General features: G+C 67.6%; 16 protein-coding genes. 7 read left to right on the top strand and 9 right to left on the bottom strand.

The genetic code is table 11. From position 1 onward, the window contains the following. Positions 1–101: 101 nt before the first annotated feature. A complete protein-coding gene (locus J2Y49_RS03880) occupies positions 102–968 on the bottom strand; it encodes an urease accessory protein UreD (RefSeq protein WP_310113294.1) in 867 nt (288 codons plus the stop codon). 92 nt (positions 969–1060) lie between these two features. Beyond that, positions 1061–1783 (bottom strand): response regulator transcription factor, encoded by a 723-nt coding sequence (locus J2Y49_RS03875; RefSeq protein ID WP_310112550.1) that lies wholly within the window; start codon positions 1781–1783, stop codon positions 1061–1063. A gap of 403 nt (positions 1784–2186) precedes the next feature. Here J2Y49_RS03875 and J2Y49_RS03870 point away from each other — a divergent pair, with 403 nt between their 5' ends. Further along, positions 2187–2855 carry a response regulator transcription factor gene (locus J2Y49_RS03870; protein ID WP_014248463.1) on the top strand — a complete coding sequence of 223 codons (669 nt, stop codon included), beginning with the start codon at positions 2187–2189 and terminating at the stop codon, positions 2853–2855. Positions 2856–3022: 167 nt separating this feature from the next. Here the strand turns inward: J2Y49_RS03870 and J2Y49_RS03865 are convergent, their stop codons facing one another. Further along, on the bottom strand, positions 3023–3595 hold the full coding sequence (locus tag J2Y49_RS03865; protein WP_310112545.1) for a type 1 glutamine amidotransferase domain-containing protein: 573 nt from the start codon (positions 3593–3595) through the stop codon (positions 3023–3025). Between the two features lie 132 nt (positions 3596–3727). Here J2Y49_RS03865 and J2Y49_RS03860 point away from each other — a divergent pair, with 132 nt between their 5' ends. After that, positions 3728–4084, top strand: a complete 357-nt coding sequence (locus J2Y49_RS03860; RefSeq protein WP_310112544.1) for a hypothetical protein — start codon at positions 3728–3730, stop codon at positions 4082–4084. Positions 4085–4125: 41 nt separating this feature from the next. Here the strand turns inward: J2Y49_RS03860 and J2Y49_RS03855 are convergent, their stop codons facing one another. The 3 genes from J2Y49_RS03855 to dcd all read right to left on the bottom strand — a co-directional run bounded on the left by J2Y49_RS03855 (position 4126) and on the right by dcd (position 6569). Next, positions 4126–4605 carry a DUF2948 family protein gene (locus J2Y49_RS03855; RefSeq protein ID WP_310112541.1) on the bottom strand — a complete coding sequence of 160 codons (480 nt, stop codon included), beginning with the start codon at positions 4603–4605 and terminating at the stop codon, positions 4126–4128. Between the two features lie 64 nt (positions 4606–4669). Beyond that, positions 4670–5962, bottom strand: a complete 1293-nt coding sequence (gene murA, locus J2Y49_RS03850; protein WP_136704395.1) for a UDP-N-acetylglucosamine 1-carboxyvinyltransferase — start codon at positions 5960–5962, stop codon at positions 4670–4672. 52 nt (positions 5963–6014) lie between these two features. Next, complete coding sequence (gene dcd, locus J2Y49_RS03845; protein WP_014248468.1) at positions 6015–6569, bottom strand: dCTP deaminase; 555 nt, start codon at positions 6567–6569, stop codon at positions 6015–6017. A gap of 133 nt (positions 6570–6702) precedes the next feature. Here dcd and J2Y49_RS03840 point away from each other — a divergent pair, with 133 nt between their 5' ends. After that, positions 6703–7164, top strand: coding sequence for a GNAT family N-acetyltransferase (locus tag J2Y49_RS03840; protein ID WP_310112539.1), 462 nt, complete (start codon positions 6703–6705; stop codon positions 7162–7164). A 203-nt stretch (positions 7165–7367) separates the two neighbouring features. Here J2Y49_RS03840 and J2Y49_RS03835 read toward each other — a convergent pair whose 3' ends face one another. Together J2Y49_RS03835 and J2Y49_RS03830 are read right to left on the bottom strand one after the other, a co-directional pair. Further along, the gene (locus tag J2Y49_RS03835; protein ID WP_310112538.1) at positions 7368–7514 is read right to left on the bottom strand and encodes a hypothetical protein; all 147 of its coding nucleotides are present in this window, start codon (positions 7512–7514) and stop codon (positions 7368–7370) included. A gap of 35 nt (positions 7515–7549) precedes the next feature. Further along, complete coding sequence (locus J2Y49_RS03830) at positions 7550–7888, bottom strand: hypothetical protein (protein WP_194912685.1); 339 nt, start codon at positions 7886–7888, stop codon at positions 7550–7552. Positions 7889–8055: 167 nt separating this feature from the next. On the opposite strand from J2Y49_RS03830, the gene J2Y49_RS03825 reads away from it, so the two are divergent. The 3 genes from J2Y49_RS03825 to J2Y49_RS03815 are packed head-to-tail and all read left to right on the top strand — an operon-like array spanning position 8056 to position 10932. Beyond that, the gene (locus J2Y49_RS03825; RefSeq protein WP_310112537.1) at positions 8056–9039 is read left to right on the top strand and encodes an SDR family NAD(P)-dependent oxidoreductase; all 984 of its coding nucleotides are present in this window, start codon (positions 8056–8058) and stop codon (positions 9037–9039) included. Positions 9040–9082: 43 nt separating this feature from the next. Next, the gene (locus tag J2Y49_RS03820) at positions 9083–10087 is read left to right on the top strand and encodes a glycosyltransferase family 4 protein (protein ID WP_310112536.1); all 1005 of its coding nucleotides are present in this window, start codon (positions 9083–9085) and stop codon (positions 10085–10087) included. A gap of 5 nt (positions 10088–10092) precedes the next feature. Then, the gene (locus tag J2Y49_RS03815; RefSeq protein ID WP_310112534.1) at positions 10093–10932 is read left to right on the top strand and encodes a glycosyltransferase family 2 protein; all 840 of its coding nucleotides are present in this window, start codon (positions 10093–10095) and stop codon (positions 10930–10932) included. Here J2Y49_RS03815 and J2Y49_RS03810 read toward each other — a convergent pair. Next, positions 10894–11943, bottom strand: a complete 1050-nt coding sequence (locus J2Y49_RS03810) for a glycosyltransferase family 2 protein (RefSeq protein ID WP_310112533.1) — start codon at positions 11941–11943, stop codon at positions 10894–10896. The two genes, J2Y49_RS03815 and J2Y49_RS03810, sit on opposite strands and share 39 nt — an antisense overlap. Before the next feature lie 172 nt (positions 11944–12115). On the opposite strand from J2Y49_RS03810, the gene J2Y49_RS03805 reads away from it, so the two are divergent. Further along, positions 12116–13060 carry an SDR family oxidoreductase gene (locus J2Y49_RS03805; RefSeq protein ID WP_310112532.1) on the top strand — a complete coding sequence of 315 codons (945 nt, stop codon included), beginning with the start codon at positions 12116–12118 and terminating at the stop codon, positions 13058–13060. Positions 13061–13093 lie beyond the last annotated feature (33 nt).

Genomic DNA, 13093 nt, shown 5'->3' with positions numbered 1-13093 from the left:
CGGCTGATTAGGGGCGATTATGCCACGATGATGCGGTGCGCCAAGTGCGTCGTATGACGTAGGGGGTTGAAAGTGCTGGCGGTGCGGCCTGGGTCCGGCCGTCAAACCTCCCACAGCCGCGGCAGGCGGGTGGGCAGGCCGGCGGCTTCGGCACGCAGGCCCGACCACAGCGCGGCATAGGCCAGCCGCACCGCACGGGCATCGCCGCCGAGGATGCGGACGACCAGCAACCCGTCCAGAGCCGTGGCGCCGATGCGCACGCCCTCAAGCGGCTCCGCCAGCGCGCGGACGGCGTCGAGATGGCGGGCGGCGTCGGGAGAGGCGTGCAGCAGGGTGGCGCAGGCGGCGGCACCATTGAAGCCGGCGGGGTGGGCCAGCGCTTCGGCGATGTCGTCGTCCAGATGCAGGGCGTCGGCCCAGATCAGGCGGCCGTCGCGGGCGACCTCCCAGGCGTCGCGGATCAGGCCGCGGGTCACCGTTTCGCCGAAGGCGGCGCGGCCGAAGACCAGCATTTCGCCGGCGATGGCGCGGCCGTCGCCCGACAGGTCGATCCGGGTCAGGCGGCGCAGGCGCGAACCTTCGAAAACGATGGCTTCCTGCGGCATCCACTCCAGCCAGCCGCCCTCCTCCACCAACAAGGCGGTGTCGATGCGGCAGTCGGCGCCGGTGGAGCGGTAGACCTTCTCGGCCGCCTGGGTGGTGACCAGGGCCTTCGCCCCCGGCCCGACCGACAGCGCGATGTCCATGCGGTCGCCGCCGACCATGCCGCCGGAGGTGGTGGCGAGCACCGCGATGGGAAGGTCGTCTCGGCGCGGCGTTGGCATCAGCACCCGCAACGGGTCGTGGTGGTAGAGCGTCGCCAGCCGGGTCTCACCGTGGCGATGCTCGAACCGGACGGTGGCGGCGCCATGGACGGCGACCTTCTTTTCCTCGCGACTTGCGTCTTCCGGCCTGTCGGCCACCGCCACCTGAACCAAGCGCCCGCTCCCACCCTGGATGTTGCGGGCGCCAGTCTGCCGGAAGCGGGACGGTTCAGGCAATGCGGACGAGGGCGCGCGGCTCAGCCTTCGCCGGAGAAGCAGCCGTTGCGGGCGGCGACCACCGCCACCTGGGTGCGGTTGCGCACGCCCAGCTTCTGCATGATGGCGCGGACATGCACCTTCACCGTGCCTTCCAGCACGCCGAGGCCGCGGGCAATCTCCTTGTTGGAATGGCCGGCCAGCAGCAGTTCGAACACGTCGCGCTGGCGGTCGGTCAGCCGGTCCAGGATGTCGTCGTTGCCGCGCGGTCCCTCGCTCAGCGCTCCGTTCAGCACGGCGCGCGGCAGCGGCAGGAAGACGTCGCCGCTGAGCGCCAGCGAGATGGCATGCTCCAGCACTTCCGGCGGGCTGGTCTTCAGCACATAGCCGCGGGCGCCCATGCGGACGCTGTCGACGATGTCCGCCACCTCGTCGGAGTTGGTCAGGATCAGGACGGGCACCTCGCCCAGCGTTTCCTTCAGGCGGCGCAGCCCATCGATGGCGCCGCCGCCGCCGGCATCCGCATCGTCCAGGCGCGGCGGGCCGGGATCGTACAGGACCAGGGCCAGTTCGGGAGTCTTGCGGCCGATGTCCAGCGCTTCATCCAACGACCCGGCCTCCAGCACGCGCGTTCCGGGGCAGATTTCGCCGATGGACAGGGCGAAGCCGTGGCGAACCATCGGCTGCTCGTCGACCACCAGAAAAATCCGCGTCGGATTGCCCGCGCTACGCGAACTGCCGCGCGCTTGAAGCTCGAACTCCATCGTGTCCCCTTATGCTCAGCGGACCACTTTTCAGAAGGGCCAAGAACACCAAAAAGCCCCATTGGGAAAGCGGTTCATTCGCGCCGCTCTATGACGCGCCTACCTCTAAATATCGAATGAACGGGTCTCCGTTCAATTTCTGCCCAAATCCGATCTATTGGCTGTGACTTTCCTGTTCTCATCTTGCGCAGTTGGTTAATGAACCGTATAAATCATCCCGGCACGAAGCGTAAAGCCCGCTGTTCCGAACAATATTGTTCTAATTTTTCATGTTCGGAGTCTGCCTGGACCGGATCAGTCGGCCCGGTCCTTGGCCCTTGTCTTCCGACCAAGGTCCAGGGGATGCAGATCAAAGGGGGGATCGCCGCCGCCCGGCAATGGGCGGCCCAGCGGAGGATGATCGATGAAGACATGGACTGTGATGCTGGTCGACCACGACCGGCTTTTCTCGGCCGCTTTGGCGACGCTGATCGGCGGCGGCCCCTTCCGGGTCAGCGCCCACGCGGCCAGCGCCGACGACGCGCTCGACCTCATCGCCGATGGCGACCAGCCCGACCTGATCGTGCTGGCGCTGCAGGACGGCATGCCCGAGGAGATCGCCGGCATCCGCCGCCTGCGCGAAGGCACGTCGGCGCGGATCGTCGTGCTGGCCGACACCATCGCCGACCGCAGCCTGTCGCAGTCGCTGAAGGCGGGCGCCGACGCCTATCTGAACAAGAGCATGTCGAGCGAGAGCCTGTTGCGCTCCTTGCGGCTGGTGATGTTGGGCGAGGTGGTCTACCCCACCCATGTCGCCGGCCTGCTGATGGCCGCCGCCAACGAACGTCCGCAGCACACCCCGACGCCCATCGCCATGCCGCCCAGCGGCGACCTGTCGAAGCGCGAGGTGCAGATCCTGCGCTGCCTTCTGGCCGGACAGTCGAACAAGGCCATCGCACGCAACCTGCACATCACGGAATCCACCGTGAAGATGCATTTCAAGAACGTGATGCGGAAGATCAACGCGCAGAACCGCACGCAGGCAGCGGTGTGGGCGATCCAGAACGGGTTGTCGCCGCTGGTGACGGCGTAGGGAGAAATGTTGAAGAGGCGTCGGCTGACGATGCCCCCACCTTGATCCTCCCCCGCTGGGCGGGGGAGGAAACTGAGTGCATCTTCGCGGGAGTGGCGGCAGTGCCTCCCCCACCCAGTGGGGGAGGATAGGTGGGGGGTCTAGCGCCGCAATTATCCCGCTCGCCCCTACTCCGCCGCGTGGCGATGGCCGGCGTGGCGGCCTTCGCAGAACTCCTCGATCATCTTGCGGCAGAAGGCCGGAATGTCGTCGGGCTTGCGCGAGGTGACCAGCCCGTGATCGGTCACCACCTGCTCGTCGACCCAGGTCGCCCCCGCATTGCGCAGGTCCGTCTGCAGCGACGGCCAACTGGTCATGCGCTTGCCGCGCACGCCGCCCGCGTCGATCAGCGTCCAGGGGCCGTGGCAGATCGCCGCGATGGGCCGGTCGGACGTAACAAAGCTCTTCACGAACTCGATCGCCTTGGACTCCAGCCGCAGCGCATCCGGGTTGATCACGCCTCCCGGCAGAAGCAGTGCGTCGTAGCGGGCGGCATCGGCCTGATCGAGCGTCACGTCCACGTCGACCATGTCGCCGCGGTCATGGTGATTCCAGCCCTGGATCTGCCCGGCCTTGGGCGCGACCACATGCACGGTGGCGCCGGCGTCGCGCAGCGCCTTCACCGGTTCGGTCAGTTCCGCCTGTTCGAAGCCATCGGTGGCGAGGACGGCGACGGTCTTGCCGTCAAGTTTTTGAGCCATGGAGGGGTCTCCTTCGCTGAAGGTCGTACCGCAGCAACCGGATTACCCCTGGATGGTTCCCTGGGAACTGTCCCGCAATTCCCATGTTGATTGTGACATACGAGACACACATCAGCGATGGGAGCCCGATCCATGCGGTTCCAGACCATGTTGGCCGGCCTTGCGCTGGCGACGACCCTTTCCTTTACCCACGCCGAGTCGGCGCTGGCCGCCGATCCGCGCGGCGGTGACGACCTCGTCGGCGTCGAGGTGACCGGCCTGCTCGGCGAAGAGCTGGGCCAGATCGTTTCCGTTTCCCCTTCCGCCAACGGCAAGGACGACAGCATCCTGGTCGAGGCCAGCGGCATGCTCGATGTCGGCCACCGCTTCTTCACCGTCCACCGCTCGCAGCTGGCGCCGGGCGAGGACATGGATACCGTCACCTACAAGAAGACCGCGGAGGACGTGATCCGCCGCCTGCACAGCGACACCCAGGTCGCGGAGCGTTGAACCAGGCCACGCAGCACTGGACCGACGCTCCGCCCGACCATTCAGGCGATCTGGTTGGGACCGGTTTCGTCGGGATGGCAGGGTTTGCAGCCGGTGGGCCAGGGCTCGCCCAGATCCTCCACCACCATGCGCCAGGACGGCCCGTCGAGCCGGACACAGCCGCCGCCGGCGAAATGCAGGGCGACCCCGCCCTCCATCGTCTCCATCGACAGCAGTTCCAGCATCTGGCCGCGGTCCTTCAGGTCGAAACCGCGCAGCTTTGCCCCGGTCACCCCCTCCACCCGCACGCCGCAATGGACTCGCTCGTAGGGAGCCAGAGCGTCGTCGTCGGCGGCGGGACCGGGCCGGGGCTGGTCGGCCGACTCCCAGCGGAAGCGGTTGACGACCATAACGAACCGTTTCTCGTCGGGCTGGAAGCACATGTCGCCGACCGGCAGGATGGCGTCCTGCAGGCAGGCGGAAACGACCTTCAGGTCCTCCTCATCCTCGGCACGCAGGCGGATCGGGGTGATGGCCGTCATGATCGGGGGCACCTCTCGGGAAAGGCCAACCTCAATGGGATGGCGGGAGGGGTGCCCCCGCCGCTTACTCGTCGCCGCCGTGGATGCGCTCGATCTCCGCACCGCAGGCGGCCAGCTTCTCCTCCACCCGCTCATAGCCGCGGTCGAGGTGATAGACGCGGTTGACCATCGTCTCCCCCTCCGCCGCCAGCCCGGCGAGCACCAGCGACACCGAGGCGCGCAGGTCCGTCGCCATCACGGGCGCACCGGTCAGCCGCTCCACACCGCGCACCAGGGCCGACGAGCCGTGGACCGTGATCCGCGCGCCCATGCGCGTCAGTTCCGGCGCGTGCATGAAACGGTTCTCGAAGATCGTTTCCGTGATCATCGCCGCACCCTTGGCCGTGCACATCAGGGCCATCATCTGGGCCTGAAGGTCGGTGGGGAAGCCTGGGAACGGCTCGGTCATCACATCGACGCCGTGCAGTTCGCCGTTGGCGCGCGAAACGCGGATCCCGTTCTCGATCTCCTCGAAGGCCACGCCGGCCGGAGCCAGCGCCTTGACCGCCGCCTTGATCAAATCGAGACGGGTGTTCATGATGTCAAGACGGCCCCCAGTGATCGCCGCGGCCATGGCGTAGGTGCCGGTCTCGATGCGGTCGGCCACCACCATGTGGCGGGCTGCATGCAGCCGGTCGACACCCTCGATCACCAGCCGGTCGGTGCCGATGCCGGTGATCTTCGCCCCCATCTTGACCAGACATTCGGCGAGGTCGGTCACCTCCGGCTCGCGCGCGGCGTTGACCAGGATGGTGGTGCCCTTGGCAAGCGTGGCGGCCATCAGCAGGTTCTCGGTCGCGCCGACCGACACCTTGGGGAAGACGTATTCCGCACCGCGCAGGCCGCCGGCCGGGGCCTTGGCGACGATGTAGCCCGCCTCGATCCGGATGTCGGCGCCCATCGCCTCCAGACCCTTGATGTGCAGGTCCACCGGACGCGCGCCGATGGCGCAGCCGCCGGGGAGCGACACCTTGGCCTCGCCGCAGCGGGCCAGCAGCGGCCCCAGCACCAGCACGCTGGCGCGCATCTTGCGGACCAGATCGTAGGGGGCGGTGGTGTTGGTGATGTCGCGCGCGGTGAAGTCCACGGCGCGGCCGGCGCAATCGCCCCCCGCCCCGGCCATGTGGATCGCCACGCCGTGCTGCAGCAGCAGATTGCACAGCGTGTTGATGTCGGCCAGGATCGGCAGGTTGGTCAGCGTCAGCGTCTCGTCGGTGAGCAGCGACGCCGTCATCAGCGGCAGGGCGGCGTTCTTGGCCCCACCAACGGTGATGGAGCCGTTCAGCGGGCGGCCGCCGCGGATGCGGATCTTGTCCATGGACCTGTTTCTTTCGCGGATACGCTCTGACGAGCGTTCAGATTAGGAGTGCTCAGAGCCGGGGCAGCGTGACGCCCTTCTGCCCCATGTATTTGCCGGACTTGTCGGCGTAGGACACCTCGCACACGCTGTCGCCCTTCAGGAACAGGAACTGGCACAGCCCCTCGTTCGCATAGACCTTGGCGGGCAGCGGGGTGGTGTTGGAGATCTCCAGCGTGACGTGGCCTTCCCACTCCGGCTCCAGCGGGGTGACGTTCACGATCAGGCCGCAGCGGGCATAGGTGCTCTTGCCCAGGCAGATGACCAGAACGTCGCGCGGGATGCGGAAATACTCGACCGTGCGGGCCAGCGCGAAGCTGTTCGGCGGGATGATGCAGACGTCGGTCTTGCGGTCGACGAAGCTCGAATCGTCGAAGCGCTTCGGGTCGACGATGGCGTTGTCGACATTGGTGAAGATCTTGAACTCGTCGGCGACCCGGGCGTCGTAGCCGTAGGACGACACGCCGTAGGAGATCACGCCTTCGCGCTTCTGGGTCTCGACGAAGGGTTCGATCATGCCCTTGGTCTCGGCCATCTCGCGGATCCAGCTGTCCGGCATGATGCCCATCGCGGGGGTACTCCTTGGCGTATCGATTGGATTGAGGATCGTGAAGGCTGGTTTGTAGCCGAGCACGCGGCGGGGCTCAAGGAAAGGTAGCCCGCTCGGCGTGCATGGACGGTTCTTTATCACGGCGCTGGTCTTGCCCGCCGCCGCGGCTAAGCTGTCCATCATGATCCAGAGCTTCACCCTGTCCGTGACGGACACCCCTGCCCCGGCCGATCTGGCCGGAGTCTTCGACGGCCTGCGCGCCTACAACGAGGCGTCGCTCGGCCGTCCCTATGACCGCCGCGACCTGGTGGCCGTCGCCCGCGATCCGGACGGCACGCTGAAGGGCGGGCTGGTCGGCTACACCCTGTGGGAGTGGCTGTATGTCGACCTGCTGTGGGTGGACGAATCGACCCGCGGCAGCGGCCTCGGCGGTCGGCTGATGGCTGCGGCGGAGACGGAGGCGAAGGCGCGCGGTTGCCGCTGGTCGCGGCTCTACACCTACGATTTCCAGGCGCCGGGCTTCTACCCGAAGCAGGGATACGAGGTCTGGGCGGAGATGGAAGGCTATCCGCCGGGGCACAGGCAGATCTGGTTCAGGAAGGATTTGGCTTAGGGGCTGCGGATTATGGGGAGGTTAGACCCCCACCTAACCTCCCCCGCTGGGCGGGGGAGGGACTGCCGCCTCTCTCCCAAACAAGCACTTGTCCCCTCCCCCGCCCAGCTCTCGCACAAAGCTTCGCTTTGTGCTGACGCGGCAGGCGGACGGTAGGTCCGCTGAGAGCGGCGAAGGGTTAGGGTGGGGGTTTAACGCCCCACTCACTCCCCCCGCTGCCGCGCCTGTTCCTTGCGCTTGCGCAGATTCTCGCGCAGGCGGGCGGCGAGGCGTTCGTCGCGGCCCGATGCCGCCGGCTTCGGCGTCACCGGAGCCGGCGGTTCCTTCATCGACTCGGCGGTGTCGTCCATCGGAGCGGCTCCGCAGCCGGCCTCGGTGGCCGGCCTCAGTGGTTGGACTGGTGGAGGATCTGGTCGCGCAGGCCGGTGTCATACTCGACGCCGGTCGCGGTCAGGATCGCCGCGCCGGGGGTGCGCTTCACGATGCCCTTGCGCTCCAGAATGGTCCAGACGGCGTCGTTCTGCAGGCCGGTGGCGTCCTTGGCGGCGACGACGGAATGGCCGAGATGGAAGTGGTTGCCGTGCGCATGCGGCAGGGCGGTGATCTGGAAGCCACCCTCCTCGTCCTCGGCCGGCTTGTTCTCCAGACGGGCGAGTTCCTGCAGCAGGGTCAGGGTGCGCAGTTGCAGCGGGTTCAGGTTCAGCGGATTCTTCTTCGGGGGCATCGATGGTCCCATCGGTCCTGATGTGTCGCGGTCGCGCAGTAGACCGGCAGCGCGGAGCGGCTGTCAAGCGTGCGAACCGGCCACGGAAGGGCCTGGATGGAGGCTGGCGCCTTGGCCGCCGCTGGGGCATAAGACCGGTGGACCATCGTCATAAGGGCCTTGAGACCATGACCATCCTCGTCACCGGTGCCGCCGGCTTCATCGGATCGCATGTCGCCGCCGCTCTGCTGGACCGCGGGGAGAGCGTGCTCGGCCTCGATAACCTGAATGACTATTATGCGGTTGCCTTGAAGGAGGCGCGGCTGGCCCGGCTGAGCGGGCGGCCCGGCTTCCGCTTCATCAAAGCCGACATCTCCGACCGCGCGGCGGTGGAGGGGCTGTGGCCGCAACTCAAAGACGTGACCGGCGTGGTCCATCTGGCAGCGCAGCCGGGCGTGCGCTACTCCATCGAGAATCCCTATGCCTATGTCGACGCCAACGTCACCGGCCAGGTGACCTTGCTGGAGGCTGCACGGCGCATGCCGGACTTGCGGCATTTCGTCTATGCCTCGACCTCGTCCGTCTATGGCGCCAACCGCAAGATGCCTTTCTCGGTAGAGGACCGCGTCGACAGCCCGGTGTCGGTCTATGCCGCGACCAAGAAGGCGGCGGAGATGCTGGCCTTCACCTACAGCCACCTCTACCAGATGCCGATGACCGGTCTGCGCTTCTTCACGGTCTACGGCCCGTGGAGCCGTCCGGACATGGCGACCTGGCTGTTCGCGGACGCCATCACCGCCGGCCGGCCGATCCGCGTCTTCAACGGCGGCAAGATGAAGCGCGACTTCACCTATATCGACGACATCGTCGCCGGCGTGCTGGCCGCCCTAGACCGCCCCGCCCCCGTCGATGCGGAGACCGGCGCCCGGCACCGCGTCTTCAACCTCGGCAACAACCGGTGCGAGGAGTTGATGCGCTTCATCGGCGTGCTGGAGCAGGCTTTCGGCCGCGAGGCGGTGAAGGTGATGGAACCGATGCAGGCCGGCGACGTGCAGGAAACCGCTGCCGACATCGAGTTGAGCCGCCAAGTGCTGGGTTTCGAGCCGAAGACCCCGATCGAGATCGGCCTGCCCCGCTTCGTGGAGTGGTACAAGGGCTATCACAAACTCTGAGCCTTTCCCCCGTCTCCACCTGCCCTCCACCACCCGAGCCACCATGACCTCCACCGCCTATTCGTCCGCGCTGATCGGCGTCTTCCTGCTGTGTCTGGCCGTCGGCTGGTACCTGTCGACGCGGGTGCTGCGCTATCTCCTCGCCAGCAGCATCATGGACATCCCGAACGAGCGGTCGAGCCATCAGGCCCCGACTCCGCGCGGCGGCGGCTGGGCGGTGATGCTGACGGTGGTGCCGGTCTTCGCCATCGCCGGGATCGCCTTCGGCCGGCCGCTGGAAACGGGGGCGGTGCTGCTGGGGACGCTGGCGCTGATGGGTGTGTCGTGGATGGACGACCGACGGGAATTGTCGCCGCTGCTGCGGCTGGCGGTGCAGGCGCTGGCGGTGGCCTTCGGGTTGCTGGCGCTGCCGTCCGACCAGTTGGTGTGGCAGGGCTGGCTGCCCTGGGGGCTTGACCGGGCGGCGACCGCCTTCCTGTGGCTGTGGTTCGTCAACCTCTACAATTTCATGGACGGAATCGACGGGCTGGCCGGCAGCGAGACCATCCTGATCGGCGGCGGCGTCGCGCTGGTGTCGCTGGTGATGGGAGAGTTCGGGCTGACCGGAGTCGCCGGGGCGGCGCTGGCCGGGGCGGCGGCGGGGTTCCTGACCCACAACTGGCGGCCGGCCCGCATGTTCATGGGCGATGTCGGCAGCATTCCGCTCGGCCATATCCTGGCCTTCCTGCTGGCCTCGCTGGCGGCGCGCGGCGATTGGGCGGCGGCGCTGATCCTGCCTGCCTATTACCTGACCGACGCCACCATCACGCTGCTGCGCCGGCTGCTGCGCGGCGAGAAGATCTGGCAGGCCCACCGCGAACATTTCTATCAGAAGGCCGCCAAGGGCGTCGGCCGGCATGACCGCGTGGTGTTGACCATCATCGGCTACAGCCTCGTCCTCGTCGTCGCGGCGCTGGCCGCCGGGAGCTTCGGGGCCTGGACGCTCTTGCCCGGTGCCGTGACCGTCGCGCTGCTGCTGGCGACGCTGACGCGCATGTCGAAGGCCTGATCGCGATGACCTCCGCTTTCCTCGACCTGTCGGTCGTCCTCTACCATCCCGATCCGGACCTGCTGGCCCGCTCGCTCGACACCATCGGTGCCGCCGCCGACCGGCTGGCCGAGGGGTCCGGGGTGCAGACCCGGCTGTGGATTATCGACAATGGCGCACCGGAGGGCAGCGACCCAGGCTCCAACCCGTTCCGGGCGCTGCTGGACCGCTATGCGGAAGCCGGCCGGCCGCCGGTGACGCTGATCGCCGGACACGGCAACGTCGGCTATGGCGCCGGCCATAACCTCGCGATCCAGCAGGGCGACGCGCCCTATCACCTGATCCTGAACTACGACATCCTGCTGGAACCCGACGCTCTGCTGGCCGGCTGGCGCTATATGGAGGCGCACCCGCGCACCGTGCTGCTGACGCCCAAGGTGTTCGGCCCGTCGGGGGAGCAGGAGTTCCTGTGCAAGCGCCGGCCGACCGTGCTGGATCTGGGCCTGCGCGCCTTCGCCCCCGCCTCGGTCAAGCGGATGTTCGCCAAACGGCTCGACCGCTACGAAATGCGCGACGTCACCCGCGACGCCGTCGTCACCGGGCTGGAGCAGGTCAGCGGCGCCTTCATGCTGTTCCGGCGCGATGCGCTGACCCGGCTGGGCGGATTCGACGACGGCTATTTCCTGTATTTCGAGGATTTCGACCTGTCACGCCGGGCGATGGCTTTGGGCGAGATCGCCTATGTGCCGGACGTGCGCATGGTGCATTTCGGCGGCAAGGCCGCACGCAAGGGCGGCGCGCACATCCGGATGTTCGCCCGCTCCGCCCTACGCTTTTTCAACACCCACGGATGGCGGCTGGTCTGAGCTGTGCGATTTCCGCAGCCCCGGCCGGCCGCGGGTCTTCAGCAGCAGCGGGTTCCAGGCGATCATGCGGGCGACCTGCCCCAGCGTGGCCTTGCGGTCGCGCTGGATGGCGCGGCGTTTGGCGATCATGCGCGGCAGCCCGCACAGCGCATCGCGGATTCCACGGCCGATGGCGCCGGTGCGGTCGCTGCCCAGGCTGCGCACCACCAGATAGACCACCAGCAGCGCATGGCCGGCGAAGGCAAGCGGCAGCAGCGGCAGCGGCATGTTCTTCACCATGGTCCACACCAGATTGCGGACGCCATGATACTGGGCGAAGGTGCCGTACTGTTTGGACACACCGCTGCTGACATGCTCCACCACCGCGTCGCCGACCTGGACCGCCGGTCCGCCGCTGAGCCTGATGCGGAAGCCGAGATCGACATCCTCGCAATAGCAGAAGAAATCCTCGTCGAAGCCGCCGACGGCCTCGAAATAGTCGCGCCGGTACATGGCCGCGGCGGCGCACGGCGAGAACACCGCGCCGCTGTAATAAGGCGGCTTCAGCATGCGGCGGTAATTGACCCGCCAGGCGAAGCCGAAGATGGAATACTGGTCGCCCTCGCCGTCGATCATGCGGGGATCGTGGGAGAAGAGCTGGGTCGAACCGAACATCGCCACGTCGGGCTGCGCTTCGGCGGCGGCCTGCAGCCGCTCCATCCAATCGCGGCGCGGAAAAGCGTCGGGGTTCAGCGTGACGATCCAGGGAACGGTGGCACCGGCCGCGCCGATGTTGTTGGCCTTGGCGAAGCCCACATTCGTGTCCAGCCGGACCATGCGGAACCGCGGATCGGCAGGCAGAGCGATGCCGTCGACGTCCTTCGAGGCATTGTCGACGATCACCACCTCGAAAGCGGGATCGGTCTGGTCGAGCAGACAACCAATGACGCGATTGACGAAGTCGGCGCAATTAAAGCTGACGATGATGATTCGGCTGTGCCGATCATTCGCATCGTCCACGAGATGTGACATGTCTTGGTAGCGTCCTTATTCACGCGTCCCTGTCCAGCTTATAACCATTCCCTTCATCAACCGAAAGCCGGAAAAGGTGCGTGGGACTTTGTGCCGTGGCGCACCCTAGCCAAACTGGATAATAAATCGTCGCTCAGTCCACCATACGAACCAAGCCCGGACGACCCTGCACATGCGCGTTCTCCTGACCGGCGCCACCGGCTTCGTCGGCCGCCACACCGTCCCGCTGCTGGCCGCCCACGGACACCGGGTGCGCGCGGCGCTGCGCACCGCCTCCGAAGGACCGTGGGAGCCGGCCGTCGTCGGCGACATCGGCCCCGACACCGACTGGACGGCCGCACTCGCCGGCGTGGACGCCGTGATCCACATGGCCGCCCGCGTCCATGTGATGCACGACACCGCCGCCGACCCGCTGGCGGAGTTCCGCCGCGTCAACACCGCCGGCACCATCCGATTGGCGGAGCAGGCCGCCGCCGCCGGGGTGAAGCGCTTCGTCTTCCTCAGCAGCATCAAGGCGATGGTGGACGAAAGCCGCCCCACCCCGCTGGACTCGGCAACGACGCCCGACCCCCACAGCCCCTATGGCGTTTCGAAGCTGGAGGCCGAGCGCGCGCTGGCGGAGATCGCGGCCCGCACCGGCATGGAGGTCGCCGTCATCCGCCCGCCGCTGGTCTATGGCCCCGGCGCCGCCGGCAACATGCGGGCACTGGTGAAGCTGGTGGCGACCGGCCTGCCCTTGCCCCTGGGCGGCATCCGCAACCGGCGCAGCCTGATCTATGTCGGCAACCTCGCCGATGCGGTGGTGACGGTGCTGGAGCATCCGGACGCCGCCGGACAGACCTTCCTGGTCCAGGACGGCGAGCCGCTGTCGACCGCCGATTTGGTCCGCGCCATCGCCGCAGCGCTCGACCGGCCGGCCCGGCTGATCCCGGTGCCGCAGGGGCTGATGGCGCTGGGCGCGGCGCTGACCGGAACGCGGGCGGTGTTCGACCGGCTGGCCGGAACGCTGACGGTGGACGACAGCCCCATCCGCGACAGGCTCGGCTGGTGCCCGCCGCATGACCTTGCGACCGGGTTGCGCGCCACGGCGGAATGGTTCAAAGCTTCCCGCGGCTGATTACGACACCGGAACCGCCACGGCCGGTTCCGG

The sequence above is a fragment of the Azospirillum sp. BE72 genome (assembly GCF_031455875.1).
Classification (GTDB): Bacteria; Pseudomonadota; Alphaproteobacteria; order Azospirillales; family Azospirillaceae; genus Azospirillum.
Note: the sequence above shows the minus strand (reverse complement) of the source record. Positions and strands in the feature narration are given on the sequence as shown.

What these genes read in the sequence shown, in the direction of transcription:
- J2Y49_RS03865 (WP_310112545.1), bottom strand. Translation starts at nt 3,595, where the DNA reads ATGGCTCAAAAACTTGACGGCAAGACCGTCGCCGTCCTCGCCACCGAT.
- J2Y49_RS03870 (WP_014248463.1), top strand. Translation starts at nt 2,187, where the DNA reads ATGAAGACATGGACTGTGATGCTGGTCGACCACGACCGGCTTTTCTCG.
- J2Y49_RS03820 (WP_310112536.1), top strand. Translation starts at nt 9,083, where the DNA reads ATGACCTCCACCGCCTATTCGTCCGCGCTGATCGGCGTCTTCCTGCTG.
- J2Y49_RS03855 (WP_310112541.1), bottom strand. Translation starts at nt 4,605, where the DNA reads ATGACGGCCATCACCCCGATCCGCCTGCGTGCCGAGGATGAGGAGGAC.
- J2Y49_RS03810 (WP_310112533.1), bottom strand. Translation starts at nt 11,943, where the DNA reads ATGTCACATCTCGTGGACGATGCGAATGATCGGCACAGCCGAATCATC.
- J2Y49_RS03830 (WP_194912685.1), bottom strand. Translation starts at nt 7,888, where the DNA reads ATGCCCCCGAAGAAGAATCCGCTGAACCTGAACCCGCTGCAACTGCGC.
- J2Y49_RS03805 (WP_310112532.1), top strand. Translation starts at nt 12,116, where the DNA reads ATGCGCGTTCTCCTGACCGGCGCCACCGGCTTCGTCGGCCGCCACACC.
- murA (WP_136704395.1), bottom strand. Translation starts at nt 5,962, where the DNA reads ATGGACAAGATCCGCATCCGCGGCGGCCGCCCGCTGAACGGCTCCATC.
- J2Y49_RS03835 (WP_310112538.1), bottom strand. Translation starts at nt 7,514, where the DNA reads ATGGACGACACCGCCGAGTCGATGAAGGAACCGCCGGCTCCGGTGACG.
- J2Y49_RS03875 (WP_310112550.1), bottom strand. Translation starts at nt 1,783, where the DNA reads ATGGAGTTCGAGCTTCAAGCGCGCGGCAGTTCGCGTAGCGCGGGCAAT.
- J2Y49_RS03825 (WP_310112537.1), top strand. Translation starts at nt 8,056, where the DNA reads ATGACCATCCTCGTCACCGGTGCCGCCGGCTTCATCGGATCGCATGTC.
- dcd (WP_014248468.1), bottom strand. Translation starts at nt 6,569, where the DNA reads ATGGGCATCATGCCGGACAGCTGGATCCGCGAGATGGCCGAGACCAAG.
- J2Y49_RS03815 (WP_310112534.1), top strand. Translation starts at nt 10,093, where the DNA reads ATGACCTCCGCTTTCCTCGACCTGTCGGTCGTCCTCTACCATCCCGAT.
- J2Y49_RS03860 (WP_310112544.1), top strand. Translation starts at nt 3,728, where the DNA reads ATGCGGTTCCAGACCATGTTGGCCGGCCTTGCGCTGGCGACGACCCTT.